General features: G+C 60.4%; 16 protein-coding genes and 2 pseudogenes. 16 read left to right on the top strand and 2 right to left on the bottom strand.

Annotated features, from left to right (window positions below; translation table 11 throughout):
* Nucleotides 1–15 precede the first annotated feature (15 nt).
* The 13 genes and pseudogenes from TZ53_RS24495 (at nt 16) to TZ53_RS24450 (ending at nt 12,845) form a co-directional block, all read left to right on the top strand.
* Nucleotides 16–303: a CopG family ribbon-helix-helix protein gene (locus TZ53_RS24495; RefSeq protein WP_044663484.1), complete on the top strand. Its 288-nt coding sequence runs from the start codon at nt 16–18 to the stop codon at nt 301–303.
* Nucleotides 300–592, top strand: a pseudogene (locus TZ53_RS26505) (type II toxin-antitoxin system RelE/ParE family toxin). The gene TZ53_RS24495 and the pseudogene TZ53_RS26505 overlap by 4 nt, the downstream one beginning before the upstream one ends.
* 393 nt (nt 593–985) lie before the next feature.
* Nucleotides 986–3,259 carry a putative bifunctional diguanylate cyclase/phosphodiesterase gene (locus tag TZ53_RS25805; RefSeq protein ID WP_052628297.1) on the top strand — a complete coding sequence of 758 codons (2,274 nt, stop codon included), beginning with the start codon at nt 986–988 and terminating at the stop codon, nt 3,257–3,259.
* 375 nt (nt 3,260–3,634) lie between these two features.
* Nucleotides 3,635–3,946: a hypothetical protein gene (locus TZ53_RS24485; protein ID WP_157009884.1), complete on the top strand. Its 312-nt coding sequence runs from the start codon at nt 3,635–3,637 to the stop codon at nt 3,944–3,946.
* 5 nt (nt 3,947–3,951) lie between these two features.
* Nucleotides 3,952–4,239: an excalibur calcium-binding domain-containing protein gene (locus TZ53_RS26500; protein WP_148564630.1), complete on the top strand. Its 288-nt coding sequence runs from the start codon at nt 3,952–3,954 to the stop codon at nt 4,237–4,239.
* An 11-nt stretch (nt 4,240–4,250) separates the two neighbouring features.
* Nucleotides 4,251–4,439 carry a DUF5818 domain-containing protein gene (locus TZ53_RS24480; RefSeq protein ID WP_238320195.1) on the top strand — a complete coding sequence of 63 codons (189 nt, stop codon included), beginning with the start codon at nt 4,251–4,253 and terminating at the stop codon, nt 4,437–4,439.
* Nucleotides 4,436–4,624, top strand: a complete 189-nt coding sequence (locus TZ53_RS24475) for a DUF6961 family protein (RefSeq protein ID WP_044663482.1) — start codon at nt 4,436–4,438, stop codon at nt 4,622–4,624. Before TZ53_RS24480 ends, TZ53_RS24475 begins: the two co-directional genes overlap by 4 nt.
* A 1,032-nt stretch (nt 4,625–5,656) precedes the next feature.
* Entirely contained in the window at nt 5,657–5,989 is a 333-nt protein-coding gene (locus TZ53_RS27040; RefSeq protein WP_157009883.1) for a hypothetical protein, read from the top strand.
* 738 nt (nt 5,990–6,727) lie between these two features.
* Nucleotides 6,728–8,020: a bifunctional UDP-N-acetylglucosamine diphosphorylase/glucosamine-1-phosphate N-acetyltransferase GlmU gene (gene glmU / locus TZ53_RS24470; RefSeq protein ID WP_044663599.1), complete on the top strand. Its 1,293-nt coding sequence runs from the start codon at nt 6,728–6,730 to the stop codon at nt 8,018–8,020.
* Complete coding sequence (locus TZ53_RS24465; protein WP_443020088.1) at nt 8,020–8,871, top strand: metallophosphoesterase; 852 nt, start codon at nt 8,020–8,022, stop codon at nt 8,869–8,871. The genes glmU and TZ53_RS24465 overlap by 1 nt, the downstream gene beginning before the upstream one ends.
* 216 nt (nt 8,872–9,087) lie before the next feature.
* Nucleotides 9,088–10,002 carry a DUF1311 domain-containing protein gene (locus TZ53_RS24460; RefSeq protein WP_157009882.1) on the top strand — a complete coding sequence of 305 codons (915 nt, stop codon included), beginning with the start codon at nt 9,088–9,090 and terminating at the stop codon, nt 10,000–10,002.
* Between the two features lie 781 nt (nt 10,003–10,783).
* Complete coding sequence (locus tag TZ53_RS24455; protein WP_044663480.1) at nt 10,784–12,418, top strand: nitrite/sulfite reductase; 1,635 nt, start codon at nt 10,784–10,786, stop codon at nt 12,416–12,418.
* Nucleotides 12,411–12,845 (top strand): DUF934 domain-containing protein, encoded by a 435-nt coding sequence (locus TZ53_RS24450; protein ID WP_044663479.1) that lies wholly within the window; start codon nt 12,411–12,413, stop codon nt 12,843–12,845. Before TZ53_RS24455 ends, TZ53_RS24450 begins: the two co-directional genes overlap by 8 nt.
* A gap of 300 nt (nt 12,846–13,145) precedes the next feature.
* Here the strand turns inward: TZ53_RS24450 and TZ53_RS28000 are convergent, their stop codons facing one another.
* Together TZ53_RS28000 and TZ53_RS24440 are read right to left on the bottom strand one after the other, a co-directional pair.
* Nucleotides 13,146–13,382, bottom strand: coding sequence for a hypothetical protein (locus TZ53_RS28000; protein ID WP_044663478.1), 237 nt, complete (start codon nt 13,380–13,382; stop codon nt 13,146–13,148).
* A 477-nt stretch (nt 13,383–13,859) separates the two neighbouring features.
* Entirely contained in the window at nt 13,860–14,126 is a 267-nt protein-coding gene (locus TZ53_RS24440; protein ID WP_044663477.1) for a hypothetical protein, read from the bottom strand.
* Nucleotides 14,127–14,304: 178 nt separating this feature from the next.
* On the opposite strand from TZ53_RS24440, the gene TZ53_RS27875 reads away from it, so the two are divergent.
* The 3 genes and pseudogenes from TZ53_RS27875 (at nt 14,305) to TZ53_RS24435 (ending at nt 15,706) form a co-directional block, all read left to right on the top strand.
* Entirely contained in the window at nt 14,305–14,790 is a 486-nt protein-coding gene (locus TZ53_RS27875) for a type II toxin-antitoxin system CcdA family antitoxin (protein ID WP_337589260.1), read from the top strand.
* Between the two features lie 333 nt (nt 14,791–15,123).
* On the top strand, nt 15,124–15,291 hold the full coding sequence (locus tag TZ53_RS26490; protein WP_084694462.1) for a type II toxin-antitoxin system HicA family toxin: 168 nt from the start codon (nt 15,124–15,126) through the stop codon (nt 15,289–15,291).
* 74 nt (nt 15,292–15,365) lie between these two features.
* Nucleotides 15,366–15,706: pseudogene (locus TZ53_RS24435) on the top strand (type II toxin-antitoxin system HicB family antitoxin).
* The last annotated feature ends 499 nt before the right edge of the window (nt 15,707–16,205 follow it).

Genomic DNA, 16,205 nt, shown 5'->3' with positions numbered 1-16,205 from the left:
CATGGAGCTAAGCCCATGACAGAAGCGACATTCACCTTTCGGGTTGATGAAGCATTAAAAAGCGAGTTTGCCCAAGCCGCCAAGGCCAAGGATCGCACCGGCGCGCAGCTTCTCCGCGACTTCATGCGCCAGTATGTCGAACGCCAGCAGGAAGTGGCGGCACATGACGCATGGTTCCGGCAAGAGGTTCAAATCGGATTGAACGCGGCAAATGCCGGTCATCTGATCCCCGGTAATGAAGTCGAAGCCGAAGCAGCGGCATGGCGTGAAGCAACCCGGCGCAGGATGGCAGGCGAGGCGTGAGACTGGTTTGGACTGTCCCGGCAAGCCTCGACCGGAAACACATTCGCGAATACATTGCACAGGACAACCCCATCGCTGCAATCGCGCTGGATGACCAGTTTGCCGATAATGCGCGCCGCCTTGTAGATTACCCGGCTTAGGAAGGCCGGGGAGGATGCCGGGAACTCGCGAACTGATCGCCCATCATAACTACATACTGGTTTATGATGTGGCCGGAGAAGCCGTGCGAATCTTGCGTGTCCTTCATGCACGGCGACAATGGCCGCCCAGCGTTGCAACCGGGGATTAAGTCAAGGAGCCTGCCAGATGACCGGGCAGGCGTTCACCCGCTATGACAGCGCCGACTGTCTGGAGACAGAAAGATGTTGCGGCCTATCTTGAAGCCGTAATGAACGAAGAGCCGTAATCGGCCGCCGACTATGACGGTCGGACGAGCGAGGCGGTCCGGTGGGCGCGTGTCGAGATCGGCCAGATGCTTACAAGCAGAAGGATGTGTTCTGCGGCTACGACGCGGCCCTTTTCAAGCAATCGCAATTAACCGCGTCCCGAGTCCGACACTTGGCCGGGTCAGGCTCGTGGGAAGGCTCGAGCGAATCGTTAATGATTTTCCCTTAGCGGAGGAGGCGGAGCGGACGGGTCGGGGTGGAAAAAAGCGCTAAAAATGGGTCGGAATTCTGGACAATTGGTCAGCTGGCTGCTTGGCTCGCCACTCGATCCTCCCCCTCCGCTTGCCGCCGAGCTGAAGAACGGCCTGTTCACCTCCGTGCCCATATTCATGGGCGGGGTATTCAACACGCTGTTGGTCGCGGCCATCGCAGCCTGGCGCCATCCCACCCCGGTCTTCACGGGCTGGGTTCTTTTCGAAGCCGTTCTGGGCGTGATGCGCCTGACCTGTCTGGTGCGGGGCCGGAAGGCGATTCAGGCGGGACGGAAGCCGCCGCGTCATGCTGCGGCGCTGCTTTCCAGCGCCTGGTCCGCATCCGTGGGCGTTGGCACCTTCCTTTGCCTCCTGAATGGCGACTGGATACTTGTAACGATTGCGTGCCTGTCCGCGGCGGCGATGATCTGCGGGATATGCCTGAGGAACTTCGGCACGCCCAGGCTGGCTGTCTTGATGGTCTGCGCGACGGTAGCCCCCTGCGCGATCGCGGGGTTGCTCGTGTCCGAACCGGTCCTGACGGTCATCAGCCTTCAGCTTCCGGTCTTTACATGGACCATCTTTATCGCGTCGTTCGGCCTTCACAAGATGCTCGTGTCCCGGATGGTCGCCTTGAGCGAACTCGAGCGCAGCCAGTCGCTCAATCGCACCATTCTGCAATCGAGTCCCGATCCTACCTTTCTCCTTGATGAGGCGCATCGACTGATCTTTTCCAACCCGCCGGGCCGGGAGTTGTTTGGAGAGGACGTGGCCTATGGCGAGCCATGGTTGTTCATGCTTCCCGCAGGCGACCGGGCGCGGGCTGAGGCGGTGCTTGAGCGGGCCCGGTCCGATCCTGCCAATCTGGTTGTCGAGTTGACCCGTCCTTCCGGTTCGAGCGCCTGGTTTGATATTGTCATCAACCGGACCGCAGTCGCATTGAAAGGCTTTGTCGTCGTCGCGCGCGATATCAGCGACCAGAAGGCGTCGGAGGAACGGGCGATCTGGATGGCCCGGCATGACGCGCTGACGGGACTGCCAAATCGCACCATATTGCAGGACCGGCTGGACAAAATTCTCGATCGCGGCGAGGCATCGGCCGGCGCAGCGTTGCTGATCGTCGATGTCGATAATTTCAAGACCATCAACGACAGCTTCGGACATGATTGCGGCGACGCGTTGCTGTGCACGGTAGCGCAGAGATTGCGCGCGACCCTCCGCGCAGACGATCTGGTGGCAAGAACGGGCGGCGACGAATTCACGCTTGTCATTGCCGCCGCCTGCGAAGCGGATGTGATGGAGACTGCCCGGCGGATTTACGGGCAGCTGGAGGCGCCGATGCGCCATCGAGGACTGCTGGTCGAATGCGGTGTAAGCATCGGGGCGAGCCTTGTCCCGCGCGATGGACGGAAACGTTCCGACATATTGAAGGCTGCGGACGTCGCCCTGTACGCGGCCAAGACGGACGGCCGCGGCCAGATCAAGATCTTTTCGCCTGCGATGCTGATTGAAGCGGAAAAGCCCAAGGCGATGATCGCATCTGCCCGGGACGCGCTGCAGCGCGACGCGGTCCTTCCCTATTATCAACCCAAGGTGTCGCTGTGCGACGGCAGGACCGTGGGCTTTGAAGCCTTGCTCCGCTGGCGGGACAAGGCAGGAACGATACGAAGCGCCGAGGCGCTTGTGGCCGCATTTGAGGATCCGACCCTGGGCGCCATGTTGAGCGATCGCATGCTGGCGCGAATTCTCGACGATATCGAACGGTGGGCGGGGGCAGGTGTGCCCTTTGGCCATGTGGCGTTCAACGTGAGCGGCATTGACCTGCGCCGACCGGCCTTTGCAGAGACGATACGCGCTCATTTGGTGTCTAGAAGCCTCCCGCCGCAATGTCTGCAGATTGAGGTCACCGAGCAGGTCTTTCTGGGCCGTGGTTCGGACCGGGTGCAAGAGGCGCTGCAGCGACTGAGCGACTGCGGGATACGGATTGCGCTCGATGACTTCGGGACTGGCTATGGCTCGCTGTCCTGCCTCAATCGCTTTCCTGTCGACGCCCTCAAGGTCGATCGCTCGTTCGTCCGGCAGATCGGTCGCGGGAGGGATGCGGAGGTCATTGCCTCGGCGATCATCGGCATGGGCCGCTCGCTCGGCCTCGAAATCGTTGCCGAAGGCATCGAAACCGCTGCCCAGGAAGCCTATCTGATGAATGCAGGATGCGACCTGGGACAAGGGTTTCTCTATTCGCCGGCCATCCCCGCTGACGACGTGCCCGCCATCCTTGCGCATCAGGGCCAGGGTCTGCGGCAGGCGCTGCGAGCATAGGTGGGCGGGGCACTTTACGGCCTGTCGTGACCGGATCCAAAAGCAGGCAGGAAGGCGGCGCGCGGCAGGGGAATGCTGCTCTGTCGACGGACTGCTCCGCTCCGATCGCTTGAGCCATCCTGCTCCTTTCGCAAACAGGGGTCCCATCTTCAATATTTTGTTACGGTTCGCATTTACCTCATTCATCGATATCATTCGCGAGGGACATGGAGGATGATTTTGAAGCTTGCCGCGTTCACGCTTGGGTTGACGGTTGCGACAGGCGCCGCTGCCGCTCCGCTCCATCTCGTTTGCCTCGGCAATGGCTCGGCCAACAGGATCACCAGCAGCTCCGGTTCCGCTTGGGCCAGCAACGGCGCATCGGCCTGGGGGCAGGTGATCGGCACCCGCGACGTTCCCTTTGACGATCAGGTCAATATCGAGCTGGCGGACGACGGGACAGGTCAGATAAGGATGCCTCGCGCCATGTTGCCGAAAATCCGCGGGGGAAAAGACGGCTGGTTCGAGATCAGGGATGTCGTCAAGGGCCAGGATGAAATAACCGGCACCGTGCAGGTCAATGTTTTCAACTCCCCCAAGCTGCGGATCGACCGCATTCGCGGCCATCTCAGCCTCAGCGGAAAATCCGGCGATTACGCAGGGATCTGCCAGCCTTTTGATCCCGCCACGGTCCAGCGGGCATTCTGATCGTCATGCGGACCAGCCTCATCCTCGCGAACCTGATTGCCTTGCCTGCATCGTTGGTCTCGGCCCATCCGGGTGGATTGAACGCGCAGGGTTGCCATAATGACCGCAGAAGCGGCGGCTATCACTGCCATCGCGGAGAATCCGTAGCGACCCGCCGCCAGGTGGCCGGTGGTGGCGGGGCATTTCCCAACTGTGCCTCAGCGCGCGCTGCTGGCGCGGCCCCTGTCAGGGTTGGCGAACCGGGTTATGGACGCCACCTGGACCGCGACGGTGACGGCATAGGATGTGAATGATGCATCGGCCCATGCGATATGACCTTGTTGGCATTTTGCTGGAAAATGGAACCTTTCCCATTTTGCGCATGCCCGATGGTGGCGAGTGGCGGCTGGAAATCCTGAGGCGATACAGGCATCTGCTGGGTATGCGAGTGAAAGTGACGGGCACGAGAAACGGATTCGACATTCTGGCGGTCGACCGTATCGAACGGGCATGACACGCGATCAGGAGCTCTGGGGGATGGCGGCCACGCTGCTTCGTCACCATGGCGACAAGGCCCCATTGCGGGTCGCTGAGCGTATCGGCGCCCTGGCGATGCGGGGGGAGATGGGCGGCGTGGAACTTTGGCGCGAAGTCGCCCGCCGGATGCTCGCCTTGACAGGCGAGGCCGGCAAGGCTTGAGGCTCGTTCGTCGCGCTGGCCCGGCTTGTGCATGATGCATGTCCTGCTGCGTTCATGCGCAGGCCGAAACAGGCATGGCAATTGGTCGCCATCATCTCAGTCTCTGCCGATTGCGCAGGAATAAAGACCGGGAAGAGAGAATGTCCGTTCCCTTGTCATCATATGATAATTTTCCTACGCGGCAGTCATGAATAACAGCGATCTAAAAGCGATAATTCGTGCGCTTATAGGCGTGATCGAGCATAATGATGGACAGCGAAGGGCTTTCATCGCCGGATTTGTCGGCGCAGATCTTCCTCTCCATTCATCGGAGCGGGCCCGAAGCAATTTTCGTCTCGGACGGCGGACAAGGGAAGCGCTCAAATGAAGCAAATATATTCCTGATCGGACATCCGTCTGCGGTACCGCGTAGAGCATGCGTTGGATCAGGCGCAGGACGCTCGCTCTAATTCTTGGTTGTCGCATCGTGCGCAAAAGCGGGTTCCCACTTCTGCGCGCGATGCGCCGGGGCAAAAGCTAATCCGACGCGATCGGATCGCAACCCATCCCTGCTCCAGGCACCAGGGGCGGGCAAAGCCGGCAGATTTGATCAGCAAGATGCCGGCCTTGAACTTGAGCCGCGATGCGAGCGCATATTTGCGCTGACTTCATGCTTCCGCCTTGTGCGGTTCATGAGGACAAGCCGTGGTTCTTGTGACCAGGGATAGCGGGATGGTTCCCATTTTCAGCGGGCAGCAGGGTGCCAGCCAGGTCTCAGCGTCTCTTCCACCTCCTCCAGAATCGAGAGTAATTCAAGCGCTCCCACGTCATCGTGCCGGGACAAGGCGAGGGCGATCAGCTGCTCCACATAGGGCGGAGCGTGCGCTCCATATTGTCTGACCAGCTCTTGTGCATTCAACATGAGACGCCTTGGCTGATAAATGGTGAAGAACCATAAGCAGTCGGAGCAATCATATCCTGTTGTAAAGGATTGAAAGATGATCCTATCCTCTATTTCATAGCATTCATATACGAATCGGAAAAGAGGCGCGGATGGCTGACGTCGATTGGGAAGTCACAGAAAGCGGATCGATTGTGGCGGAGGCTGTGAGCCGCTCATTTGTCGCCCCCGCATCATCGCTGGTCGCCATAAGGATCGAGATTTCAGATACTGAAGGAGGCTCTGGCCGCGCGCATCAGTTTTTCGTGACATCTGATCTGGCCAGGTTGGTCGGCCGCCGATTGATGAAGGCCGCCGATGCCGTGGATCAGTATCGCAGCTGGGAACGCCGATGGCGCCCATCGCGCCTGAAGCTGGGTTGGACCTCCCGTCATCGTGTAAGCATGAGGGGCCCGCGGCGAAATTATATGGTTGCAGCTGAATGAGAGATGGGCTGCGGCGCTGAGGCTTTTTGAACAGTCGATTTGACCGTCGTTGGACCTTGCGGCCGTCATTGGTGAATCGATCACTGTCCCCCTTTGTTGCGGCTGTCCCAAGCACAACGGCCCATTTGGGCAATTGACGGCTCGTCCGCCGAGAGCGCAAAAAAATGGCCTGGCCAAAAGCCATTCTGATCTTCTGCTGCTTTCCTTCTCATTGGAAATGAGCCTGACGCCCCGCAAATTTGCGGAACGTGATTGCCTTCTCTCATCGCTCGCGGCCGGCTTGCCCCGAGGGAGCGAGTGCATTGCTGATCCTGTGGCTCGTGGGCCAGCGGGGAGATCTGCCGGGCCGATGCCCGCGCCCCGGCAATCGGTCTATGCGCCATGGCCTATGCTGACTCCTGATGGTGACGGCCTACCCTCCAGTGGGGAGCGGTGGCGGTCGCTCCTGACGGTGAGTGACCATGGAGGCGCGTTCGATGCGGTGAGTTCCGGCTTTGCCGAACCTTGCGTGCCTGCAGTCTGTTCAAACATTCGCTGGGCAATCGCGCTTCATCGCAAAATTGGAATCCTGAGCTCGTACCCCCGTAGGAGATTTCCGCCGCGTCTGCGGTGGCAATGGCAAGTCAAACATGGCACAGACGCTCCGATTCCTGGTCCCTTTCCAAAAGGATGCGATCAATCGTGACCCTCATTCGCCCACTTGCCGTCATCATTCTTGCCGCAGGGCAGGGCACGCGCATGAAGTCGGCCCGGCACAAGGTGCTGCACCCTGTCGCCGGCCGTCCCATGCTGCTGCATCTGCTTGCCAGCGTCGGGGAGCTCCAGCCTGAGCGGCGGATCGTCGTGGTCGGCGCGGGACGCGAGCAGGTCCAAAGAGCGATAGCCGAGACGGACGCGAGAATCGTGGTTCAGGAAGAGCAGTTTGGGACCGGTCACGCGGTAGCGCAGGCGCGGGATGCGCTTGGCGGCTTTGCGGGCGACATTCTCATTCTCTATGGTGATGTTCCGCTGGTTCGGCCGGAGACGCTGGCGGCCATGCTCGAGCGCCTCAACCGGGAGGACCAGCCGCGAGCGGTTGTGCTCGGTTTCCGGCCAGCGGATGCTGCGGCCTATGGACGGATCATAGCCGATGGTGATGGCGTCATTGAAAAAATGGTGGAATATAAGGACGCCGATGCTGCCGAACGCGCGGTGACGCTTTGCAATTCGGGGTTGATGGCCGTTCGGTCGGCCGACCTGTTTGGGCTGCTCGACAGGATCGGTAATGATAATGCTGCGGGCGAATATTATCTCCCCGACATCGTCATGCTGCCTGGCGCGCCAAGTGCCGTGATCGAGGCGGAGGCCTGGGAAGTCGCTGGCGTTAACAGCCGGGTGGAACTGGCCGGGGTCGAGGCTTTGTGGCAGGACCGCCGCCGTGCTGAAGCCATGCGGGACGGGGCTACGCTGATCGCGCCCGAAACAATATTCTTCAGCTACGACACAGTGCTCGGCCGGGATGTCGTGGTGGAACCGAACGTGGTTTTCGGACCTGGGGTCACGATTGCGGAGGACGTGACCATCCATGCTTTCTCGCACATCGAAGGCGCCACCATCGGCAAGGGCGCACAGGTCGGCCCCTATGCCCGGCTAAGACCCGGCGCGGCGATCGGCAGCAAGGCCAAGGTCGGCAATTTCGTCGAGATCAAGCAGGCTGGGCTCGGCGAAGGCGCCAAGGTAAACCACCTGTCCTATATCGGGGACACGCAGATAGGCGAGGGCGCCAATGTCGGTGCAGGCACCATAACCTGCAATTATGATGGCTTCCGCAAACACCGGACCGAAATTGGCGCGGGCGCCTTCATCGGGTCTAACAGCGCCCTGGTGGCGCCGGTGCGTATCGGAAATGGAGCCATCGTCGCGGCGGGGAGCGTCGTGACGCAGGATGTGGCCGCCGATGCCCTTTGCCTCGTCCGTCCACTTCAGGAAGAAAAGCCGGGCTGGGCTGAACAATTCCGGGAAAAGTCGCAGGCGCGAAAAGCGGCCGGATAATGGCACAGCCCTTCAGCTGGCGCTTGATGGGGGCGCTGTTGCTGCTCTTCGCCATGATGGGAGGGGTGATCCTTCGGCTGGTCGGCAACGCCCGGGCGATGCCGGTCGTCCGTCATCTGGAGATCGCCCTGCCCTTTCCGAAGGACGCGCATCGTCAGCCGATAACGCTCGCGCTCATGACCGATACGCATGTGGGGCCTGAAAACAGTCCCGAGCGCATGGCGCGCATCGTGGATCAGGTGAATGCGCTCAAGCCCGATCTCGTCGTGCTTGGTGGTGATTATATAGCGGACGCGAAGGGCGGCGGCGCCTATGGGCCCGCTGCAAGCATCGCGCCATTTGCCCGTTTGCGGGCAAGGCTGGGGGTGGTGGCGGTATTGGGCAATCACGACAGCCCGAGCCATTCGCGCATTGACCGGCGTCAATGGCATGACCTGTTCGCCGCGATCGGCATCCGTCTGCTTGACAATCAGGCCGTGCGCCGCGGTCCGCTCGCACTAGGAGGGCTGCGCGATATTTATACCGGCAGACCGGATATCCCCGGCACGCTCGAGCAGATGCAGGCCCTGGGCGGGGTTCGCGTCGTTTTGTCGCACGGGCCAGATGTTTTTCCCCAGCTGCCGGATCAGCCCATGCTTGCCCTGGTTGGACACACGCATTGCGGGCAGGTCGCCTTCCCATTCCTCGGCATCGTCAACGTGCCGTCCCGGTACGGTACGCGCTATGCCTGCGGCATCTATCGTGAGGGCGCCCGGACCATGGTGGTGTCGGGCGGGGTTGGCACCAGCCGTTTGCCCATCAGGATGCTGGCGCCGCCGGACCTTTGGCTGATCACCATTCATCCGCAGTGAGCGCTGGCCGGGGCCATCCCGCACCATGCCCGACAGGCTGATCGATCCCCTCAGACGCCACATCGGAGGACAGGCCGCTGGGGGGGGTACGGATCCCTTCTGCGCCGGCTATCGCTGGACCGTCAAATCCAGCACGGGACTGAGCATCGAACCGATCTACATAATTTCATAACCGTCACGAGATTAGGCAGGGGCGTCTTCAAAAAAACGGGGGTAATGATGGTTCGTTCGGTTGTTGGGCTTTTGCTTGCCAGCGCATGCTTGGCCGGCTGCGGTAATGTGGGAAGCCCATTCGGCGAAAAACTGAGCTGTTCATCGGCAGCAGGGCAGGACACTACCATCTCGATCATCAAGGACGAGGTCGAGAAGACCATCTTTGCTGGTAGCCAGGAAGCCTATGGTGCGGTTATCTCGAAGTCGAAAATCCGCGCGGCGCTCGACCAGATCAAATTCCTGATCGAGGATGTACGGACCTCGAAGGAAGATCCGAACAGCACGAAGAAATTCTGCACGGGGAAGCTGAAGATCGTCTTCCCCGACGCGATGATCACGGACGCCGACAAAACCCGCGAATTGCAGGGGGTCAACAAGGTGTCCGAGCTTGCGGACAACAGCGGCGCCGAGCGCGAGGCCAATGCATTCACGATGGACATCGATTTCAATGTCCAGCCGACGGACGATGGCGAGAAAGTCTATTCCGAACTGGAGAATGCCGATGCGGCGCCGACGTTCGTGAGCGCAATCCTGGGCGGCCACCTTGGCTACAAGATGGTGCAGCAATCGCACCAGCAAGAGCAACAGCAGACGCAACTGGCCGAGCAGCAGGAACAGGCGGCGCTTACCGAGCAGAAGCAGGCCACTTTGGGCGAGGCGAAGGCAGAGTTCGACCTCTCGACCCAGACGATCAACGCCATCTGGGGCTCCATCCCGTCCGACCAGCGTGACCAGATCCTCTCTCTCCAGCGCGCGTGGATCAAGAAGAAAACGGCCGATTGCAAGGTTGAGGCAGCGCAGGCATCACTCGATCCAGCTGAGCGGGAGTCCACTCGTCTCCGCTGCGAGGCGCGGATGAACAACGAACGTTCGGGCCAGCTTCGGCGTTTCACCTACGGTAACGACACTGGCTATTAAGAAAGGGGCTCCGCGCCCTTGATTTCTCGAGCCAGGCCAACGAACCGGGTAATCCGCAGACAATAGGGCGCCTCGAGGCCAGGCGCCGCCGCCCAGGCAGTGCCTGGCCAACGGTCGTCGGATCTAATCCATTGAGTGGAAAGGCGTCCGCCCAAATGGTCGAGGACTGGCGTCCATCGCCGGAGGGGTTCCAGGTGTTGCGCCCCTCAGGGTCGTTCGAAGCTGGAGCGTAGACACGCCGCGCCTTCAACGCTGGGTTACATGCAGAGCACCCTGCGGCAGCTCTGCGGAGGATCCACGAAGGCACCGTGATTGCGACGCCAGGGCGGAAAATTGCGCCGGGAAGCTGCTCGCATTCCCTGCCCGCCTTCTTTCCGAGACGCAGGTGAACCTGCCGATATTTTGATGTGCGGGACTGGCCGGTCGCTCGGGAGCGACGCGGTTGGGCCGGGCTGGCGCTCGGCTGCTGACCCGGTCGCATTCCTGGGGTGCTTCGCGTCGGCAACTTCATAACGCTGGTTGGGCTGCGTATAAGTTGGCGCCCGCCTGCCTTCTTCCCCACCTCATCGATCTTGGCTCTGCGTTATTGGGGCTTCTTGCGCCATCGCCTCGCACCGCTGGGGTAGCCCCATCATGCTGCAGCAGCACGTTGATCGTTGGTCCGTCGGCGGCAAATGCCGCCACAACAAAGAAAGTTATGGGTAACCGCATTAATATTCATTTTCTTATTGGGCATTGATAAGGTCATGTTGCTGTCTACTACAGACGCAAGGCCGATCTGATGTACAAATATGACGACTATGACCAGGCCATGGTTGATGCTCGTGTCGAGGAGTTTCGCGACCAGACCCGCCGCCGGATCGCAGGCCAGCTCAGCGAGGACCAGTTCAAACCGCTCCGGCTCAAGAACGGCCTGTACCTCCAGCTCCACGCTTACATGCTGCGGGTCGCGGTCCCGTACGGCACGCTCAATTCCAGGCAGATGCGCAAGCTTGCGCACATCGCGCGTACTTATGACCGAGGATATGGGCATTTCACAACGCGGCAGAACATCCAGTATAACTGGATAAAGCTCGCAGAGGCGCCCGACATTCTCGCGGAACTGGCGACGGTCGAAATGCACGCGATCCAGACCAGCGGCGAGAGCATTCGCAACCTGTCGGCCGACCATTATGCTGGCGCTGCTCCCGACGAAATCTGCGATCCGCGCCCATGGGCTGAACTGATCCGCCAGGCGACCACCTTTCATCCGGAATTCAGCTATTTGCCGCGCAAGTTCAAGATCGCGGTGATCGCAGCGAAGGAGGATCGCGCCGCCTTGCGCTGGCACGACTGCGCCTTGCGCATCGTCGAGAATGAGAAGGGCGAGCGAGGCTTCGAGGTCTATGCCGGCGGCGGCATGGGCCGCACACCCTTTATTGCCTTTCTCATTCGCCCCTTTTGCCCGGCTGGCCAGATCTTTTCCTATATCCAGTCGATCCTGCGTGTGTGGAATCGCCATGCGCGGCGCGACAATATCCACAAGCAGCGCATGAAGATTCTCGTGCATGAACTCGGCGAGGATGAGTTTCGCCGCCAGGTTGAGGCCGAGTTCGAACATTTCCTGACGCTGGGCCGGGATTTCCCGCAGGCCGAATATGACCGTATCGCTGCACATTTCGAACCGCCGCCCTTCGAGACGGGTCTCACCGAAGCGATCGATCGCTCCGATCCGGATTTCGCTTTGTGGGTCGATCGGCAGGTGGAGGCCCATAAGGCGCCCGGCTATGCAATCGTCAATATCAGCCTGAAGCCTGTCGGCGGGATCGCCGGCGACATCTCGGCGGAGCAGATGGAGGTGGTGGCCGATCTTGCCGAGCGCTACAGCTTCGATGACCTGCGCTCGACCCATGTCCAGAATCTCGTGCTGCCGCATGTGCGCAGGCAGGATCTCCACGCCGTCTGGCGAGCGCTCGACGCGGCAGGATTGGCGGGCATCAATCTCGACCTAGTCACGGACATCATCGCTTGTCCTGGCCTTGATTATTGCACTTTGGCCAATGCGCGATCGATCCCCGTCGCGCAGCAGATCGCCGAACGCTTTGCCGAGCTGGACCGGCAGCTCGATCTGGGCGAGCTCAAGATCAAGATCTCAGGCTGCATCAACGCCTGCGGCCATCACCATGCGGCGCATATCGGCATATTGGGCGTCGATCGCAAAGGGACCGAACATTATCAGCTGCTCCTGGGCGGGTCGGGGGCGCAAGACGCCTCGCAGGCCAGGATTACAGGTCCGGGTTTCGACGAGACCGGCATTGTCGATGCGGTCGAGCGTACCATTGAGCGCTACCGTCAGATCCGGGAGCCGGGCGAACGCTTCCTTGATTGCTACCGCCGGGTAGGAATGGATCCGTTCAAGGAGGCGATCTATGGGTGATCCCTTGCGTTTTCGCGACGATCCGGCTCCAGACAAGCCCGGCGTCACCCTGGATGCGTTTCTCGATCAGAAGGATGCGACCTCGGTTCTTCTCGAGGCAGGCGACGACGTCCGGGCGCTGTTGCCTGTGCTGGAACGGGTGCGTCTTGTGGAGATCGATTTCCCACGCTTCCGCGATGGTCGCGGATTCTCGAGCGCAAGCATCCTGCGGGAGGCGGGCTATACCGGCGAGATCAGGGCGGTCGGCGACGTATTGGTCGATCTGCTGTTTTTCATGCGTCGCTGCGGGTTCGACAGTTTCGAGCCTGACATTCCCTTCGATCCGGTTGCTGTCGAGGCGGCGCTGAGCCGCTATCCCGGGGCTTATCAGTCCGCGACCGACGATCTGACGCCGATTTGGGCATTGCGGCAGTCTGCAAGCGCTTAGCCGGCGGTCCCTAGGAAACGGCGGCGATCGCCATTTGCCCGTTTTCGGTACCCGGATCCAGGAGGCATCAGCGCGCTCGCATCATAAGAGAGGTGGCGGACGGAAAAACATCACCGAGTGACCACTGCTACGGCTGATCGATATGCAGGCGCCATTCGTTTTGGGCCGGTCATGGCGCTGGATGCGGGTGTTCCGACCAAAGACTCATATCCGGAACCTGCTGCACAGGCACTCCGATGGACAGCCGCTCCCGACGCCGCCTGTAACGGCACCGCAGGCTGAGGAGGGTCATCGGCGCGATCACGCATCCTGTCGGCACAGCAGCTTGACGCGATCAATCATGTCGGACGCTCCGGAAACGTCAAATGCCGAATGAACTGGTTGACCGCGATAGGTCATGACTGTTGCAACGAGGTCCTTGCCACCGGTCAGGAGGGTTTCAAACTCGTTGACGGCGGACATGCCCAAGGTGAAGGCGGAATGCTTGCCATAATACCACCGAAGCGTTTCCGCCGGCTCTCCATCGATCTGGAACATGATCTCCCCCTTTCCCCGTCCTTGAAGGCTGCTGGGAGCGCTGAGGAATTTGTCGGTTATAAGCCTGAACCGGACTGGCGCATTGCTACGGTTTGAATCTGAACAAGCGAAAGACAGGATCGCGTTCCCGTCCTTTGAATAGACGGTCCCTTCCGATTTGCGTTTGTCAGTCATGACGGCCGCATTCTCTGAGACCTTCCACGCGCCTACCGCTTCAGATGAGGCTACTGCGGCCATGAGAAGAAGAGACGCAAACATCATTTAGCCTGCCTTATTGAAAACATGTTGTCCGTCGCGCCAGGGATTTGACAGGAGAGTGCGATAGCCGCTGCTGGAAAAGAAGAGGGATCGTCGGGCACGCCCATGATATCGCCAATTCCCGATCTCTTCAATTCAGCACCCTTCTTGGAACCATTGTTGTCCTTGAAACGTCGCGCCGCGATGCCGACGGATGATACAGTATCAAGCGAAAGTCCCTCAAGACCTTGGTCGCTTCTTGAAATAGACGCGCTCCGCATGCGGTTCGGCGATGACGTCGAACCCCGCATCGACCCACGCCCGCTGATGCGGAGCCAGACGGCCGGAGGCGCCGTCGACCAGCCACCAGCCCGGCTTTGCCGCAGCGTTCGGCAGCAGCGCGTTGATGATACCTTCGATCTGCGCGAAGGTCAGTTCGACGCCTTCCGCGTCGTACCGGATATTCCAGCGTTTGAGGAAAGCGCCCAAGCTGTCATATTTGCCCATCGCGCTATTTCAGGACTTCATGTCCCATTCGTCAAGGTTCTGAAAAGATTCGATCCCGGATGTTCGATGCCAGGCCGCAGGCTGATGGCCCTTCACGGGCATAGACATGCGCGTGAAGGGGACTGCGATGGGTAGGTAGGAACGTAAATCTGCAGGGCAGACTCGCAAGCCATCCAATGTGTTGCTCGATAGATCGCTGGTAGCCGAAGCGAAGCGGCTGGGTGCCAATATCTCGCGTTCGTGTGAGGCCGTGCTGATAGCCAGGGAGCGGGGGCGCATATGGAAGACGGAAAATGCCTCTGCGCTGGAAAGCTCCAACAGTTACGTCGAACAGCATGGGCTGCAGCTAAGCCAGGAGCCCTCAATTCCGACGGCGAAATTCGACGTGTACCGTCGAATGAACGCCGGTCCTTTCGTTCTCGATTGTCAGGGGAATTTGCTCGGCGCTCTCAACGGTCGTCTCGTCACCCCTTTGCTGCCGATGGACCAAGCCCCGGGCTTGCAGCGCGGTTGCCCCGATATTGGAGGTCGGTGGAGCGCGGCTTGTGATGGTTACGCAGTTCGCCGCGACCCTCTCGACCCGCGGTTGAAGTCGGTCAGTGCCTGTTATGAGCCGTGTTTCGCCGCGGCACCCGGTCGCAATCCCGGCGCCAAGTGCCGCTGAAAGCAGCCGGCGCCGGGATTCCCCGTGCCGTCGGGGGGGACCGGAGCCGGCACGGAACCCAATCACGAAGGGGACCTATGGGGTAGGCGGATCGGGTCAACCTATTCTAGACGCGAGTCCCGGACATGTCGAAGGATTTGTCGCTTGGTCCAAGCATTCAGTCTTCCAATGCTTGGAAAGCGCAGACACGTCCTGCGATAAATCGATCTGATTGTTGCGGGGGCCTCACTGTTTCGCGTGGGACGAGGATGTCCTACCAACGCCCATGCGGCCTTGTTTATCGCATGAAAATGCCGGTACCCTTGCAACCGAGAGCTGTTGCTCCTTTAACCGATCAGGCGTCGGTCGCAGTACGCGTTCAGTGAAAAGTGGTCGAGCGTCGCGGCAGGATCCCACCATAAGTTCCGCAAGGGCGATCGAACGATCATTGTTTCTCATCCGAAGAAAGATCTTCCGACAGGAACGGCCCGGAACATAGCGAGGGCGGCAGGGTGGCTCTGAGACTCCCCAAGGAAGGCAAGGCGATGAAATATTTTTATGCAATCGTTCACTAGGACGGCGATAGCACTTACGGTGTGACGTTTCCCGATCTCCCCGGCTGCTTTTCCGCTGCGGACACAATGAACGATCTTCTGCCCAACGCGGTAGAGGCATTGGACCTGTGGTTCGAGGATGCTGACGAGACAGAGCCGCGTTCGGTCGAGACGATCCGCGATGATGCCAAGGATGATCTGGCGCAGGGGGCCTTTATCCTGGCCGTTCCTCGCATCAGTGCGGCGAACAGGCTGGCTCGCGTCAATGTGTCCATGGCCGTGGCATGCTTGACGCGATCGATCAGGCCGCGGCGTTGCGCAATCTGACCCGCAGCGCGTTCGTCGCCGAGGCCGCCCGGAACGAGATTGAAGGGCGCCATTAAGGCAGACGGCACGCATCAGCGCATCGAACTCTTTTGCGGGCGTGTCGCTTTCGTGAATTCACCCCATGGTGCGTTGGGATTGCGCCTGCGGGGCAGCCGGGATTGGACAAACGCGCGCGAGAGGATCGTGGCCATTGCCCGGCAGGTTCTTCCAGTGTCCGTTGAGAGGTTCGTTGCGCGCGGGCAGGGACCGCCCCCGGCTTGTTCCATGCCTTCTACTCCCTTCGAGTCGCTTGACCGGCGATGGTCAAGCCATCTGCCGACACGGACACCCAGGAATGCCGGCAGGAGAGGCCAGCGAGGATCTGCAGGCGTGGTGCGGGCTCAGGGAACGAAGCGACCAAGCCTCAGGACCGCTGATTATCGGTTGCAGGGGAGAGGCGGCCGGGACTGTCTTTCCCAATCGGGCAAAGATCCACGCCGGTGCATGCCGGCACGACAGGGCAGGGGACTAGTTCCCGGCCTCACGCGAGGATTGTTACGCATATGCGCCAAGACC

Source organism: Sphingobium sp. YBL2, assembly GCF_000943805.1.
GTDB classification, from domain to species: Bacteria; Pseudomonadota; Alphaproteobacteria; order Sphingomonadales; family Sphingomonadaceae; genus Sphingobium; species Sphingobium fuliginis.
Note: the sequence above shows the minus strand (reverse complement) of the source record. Positions and strands in the feature narration are given on the sequence as shown.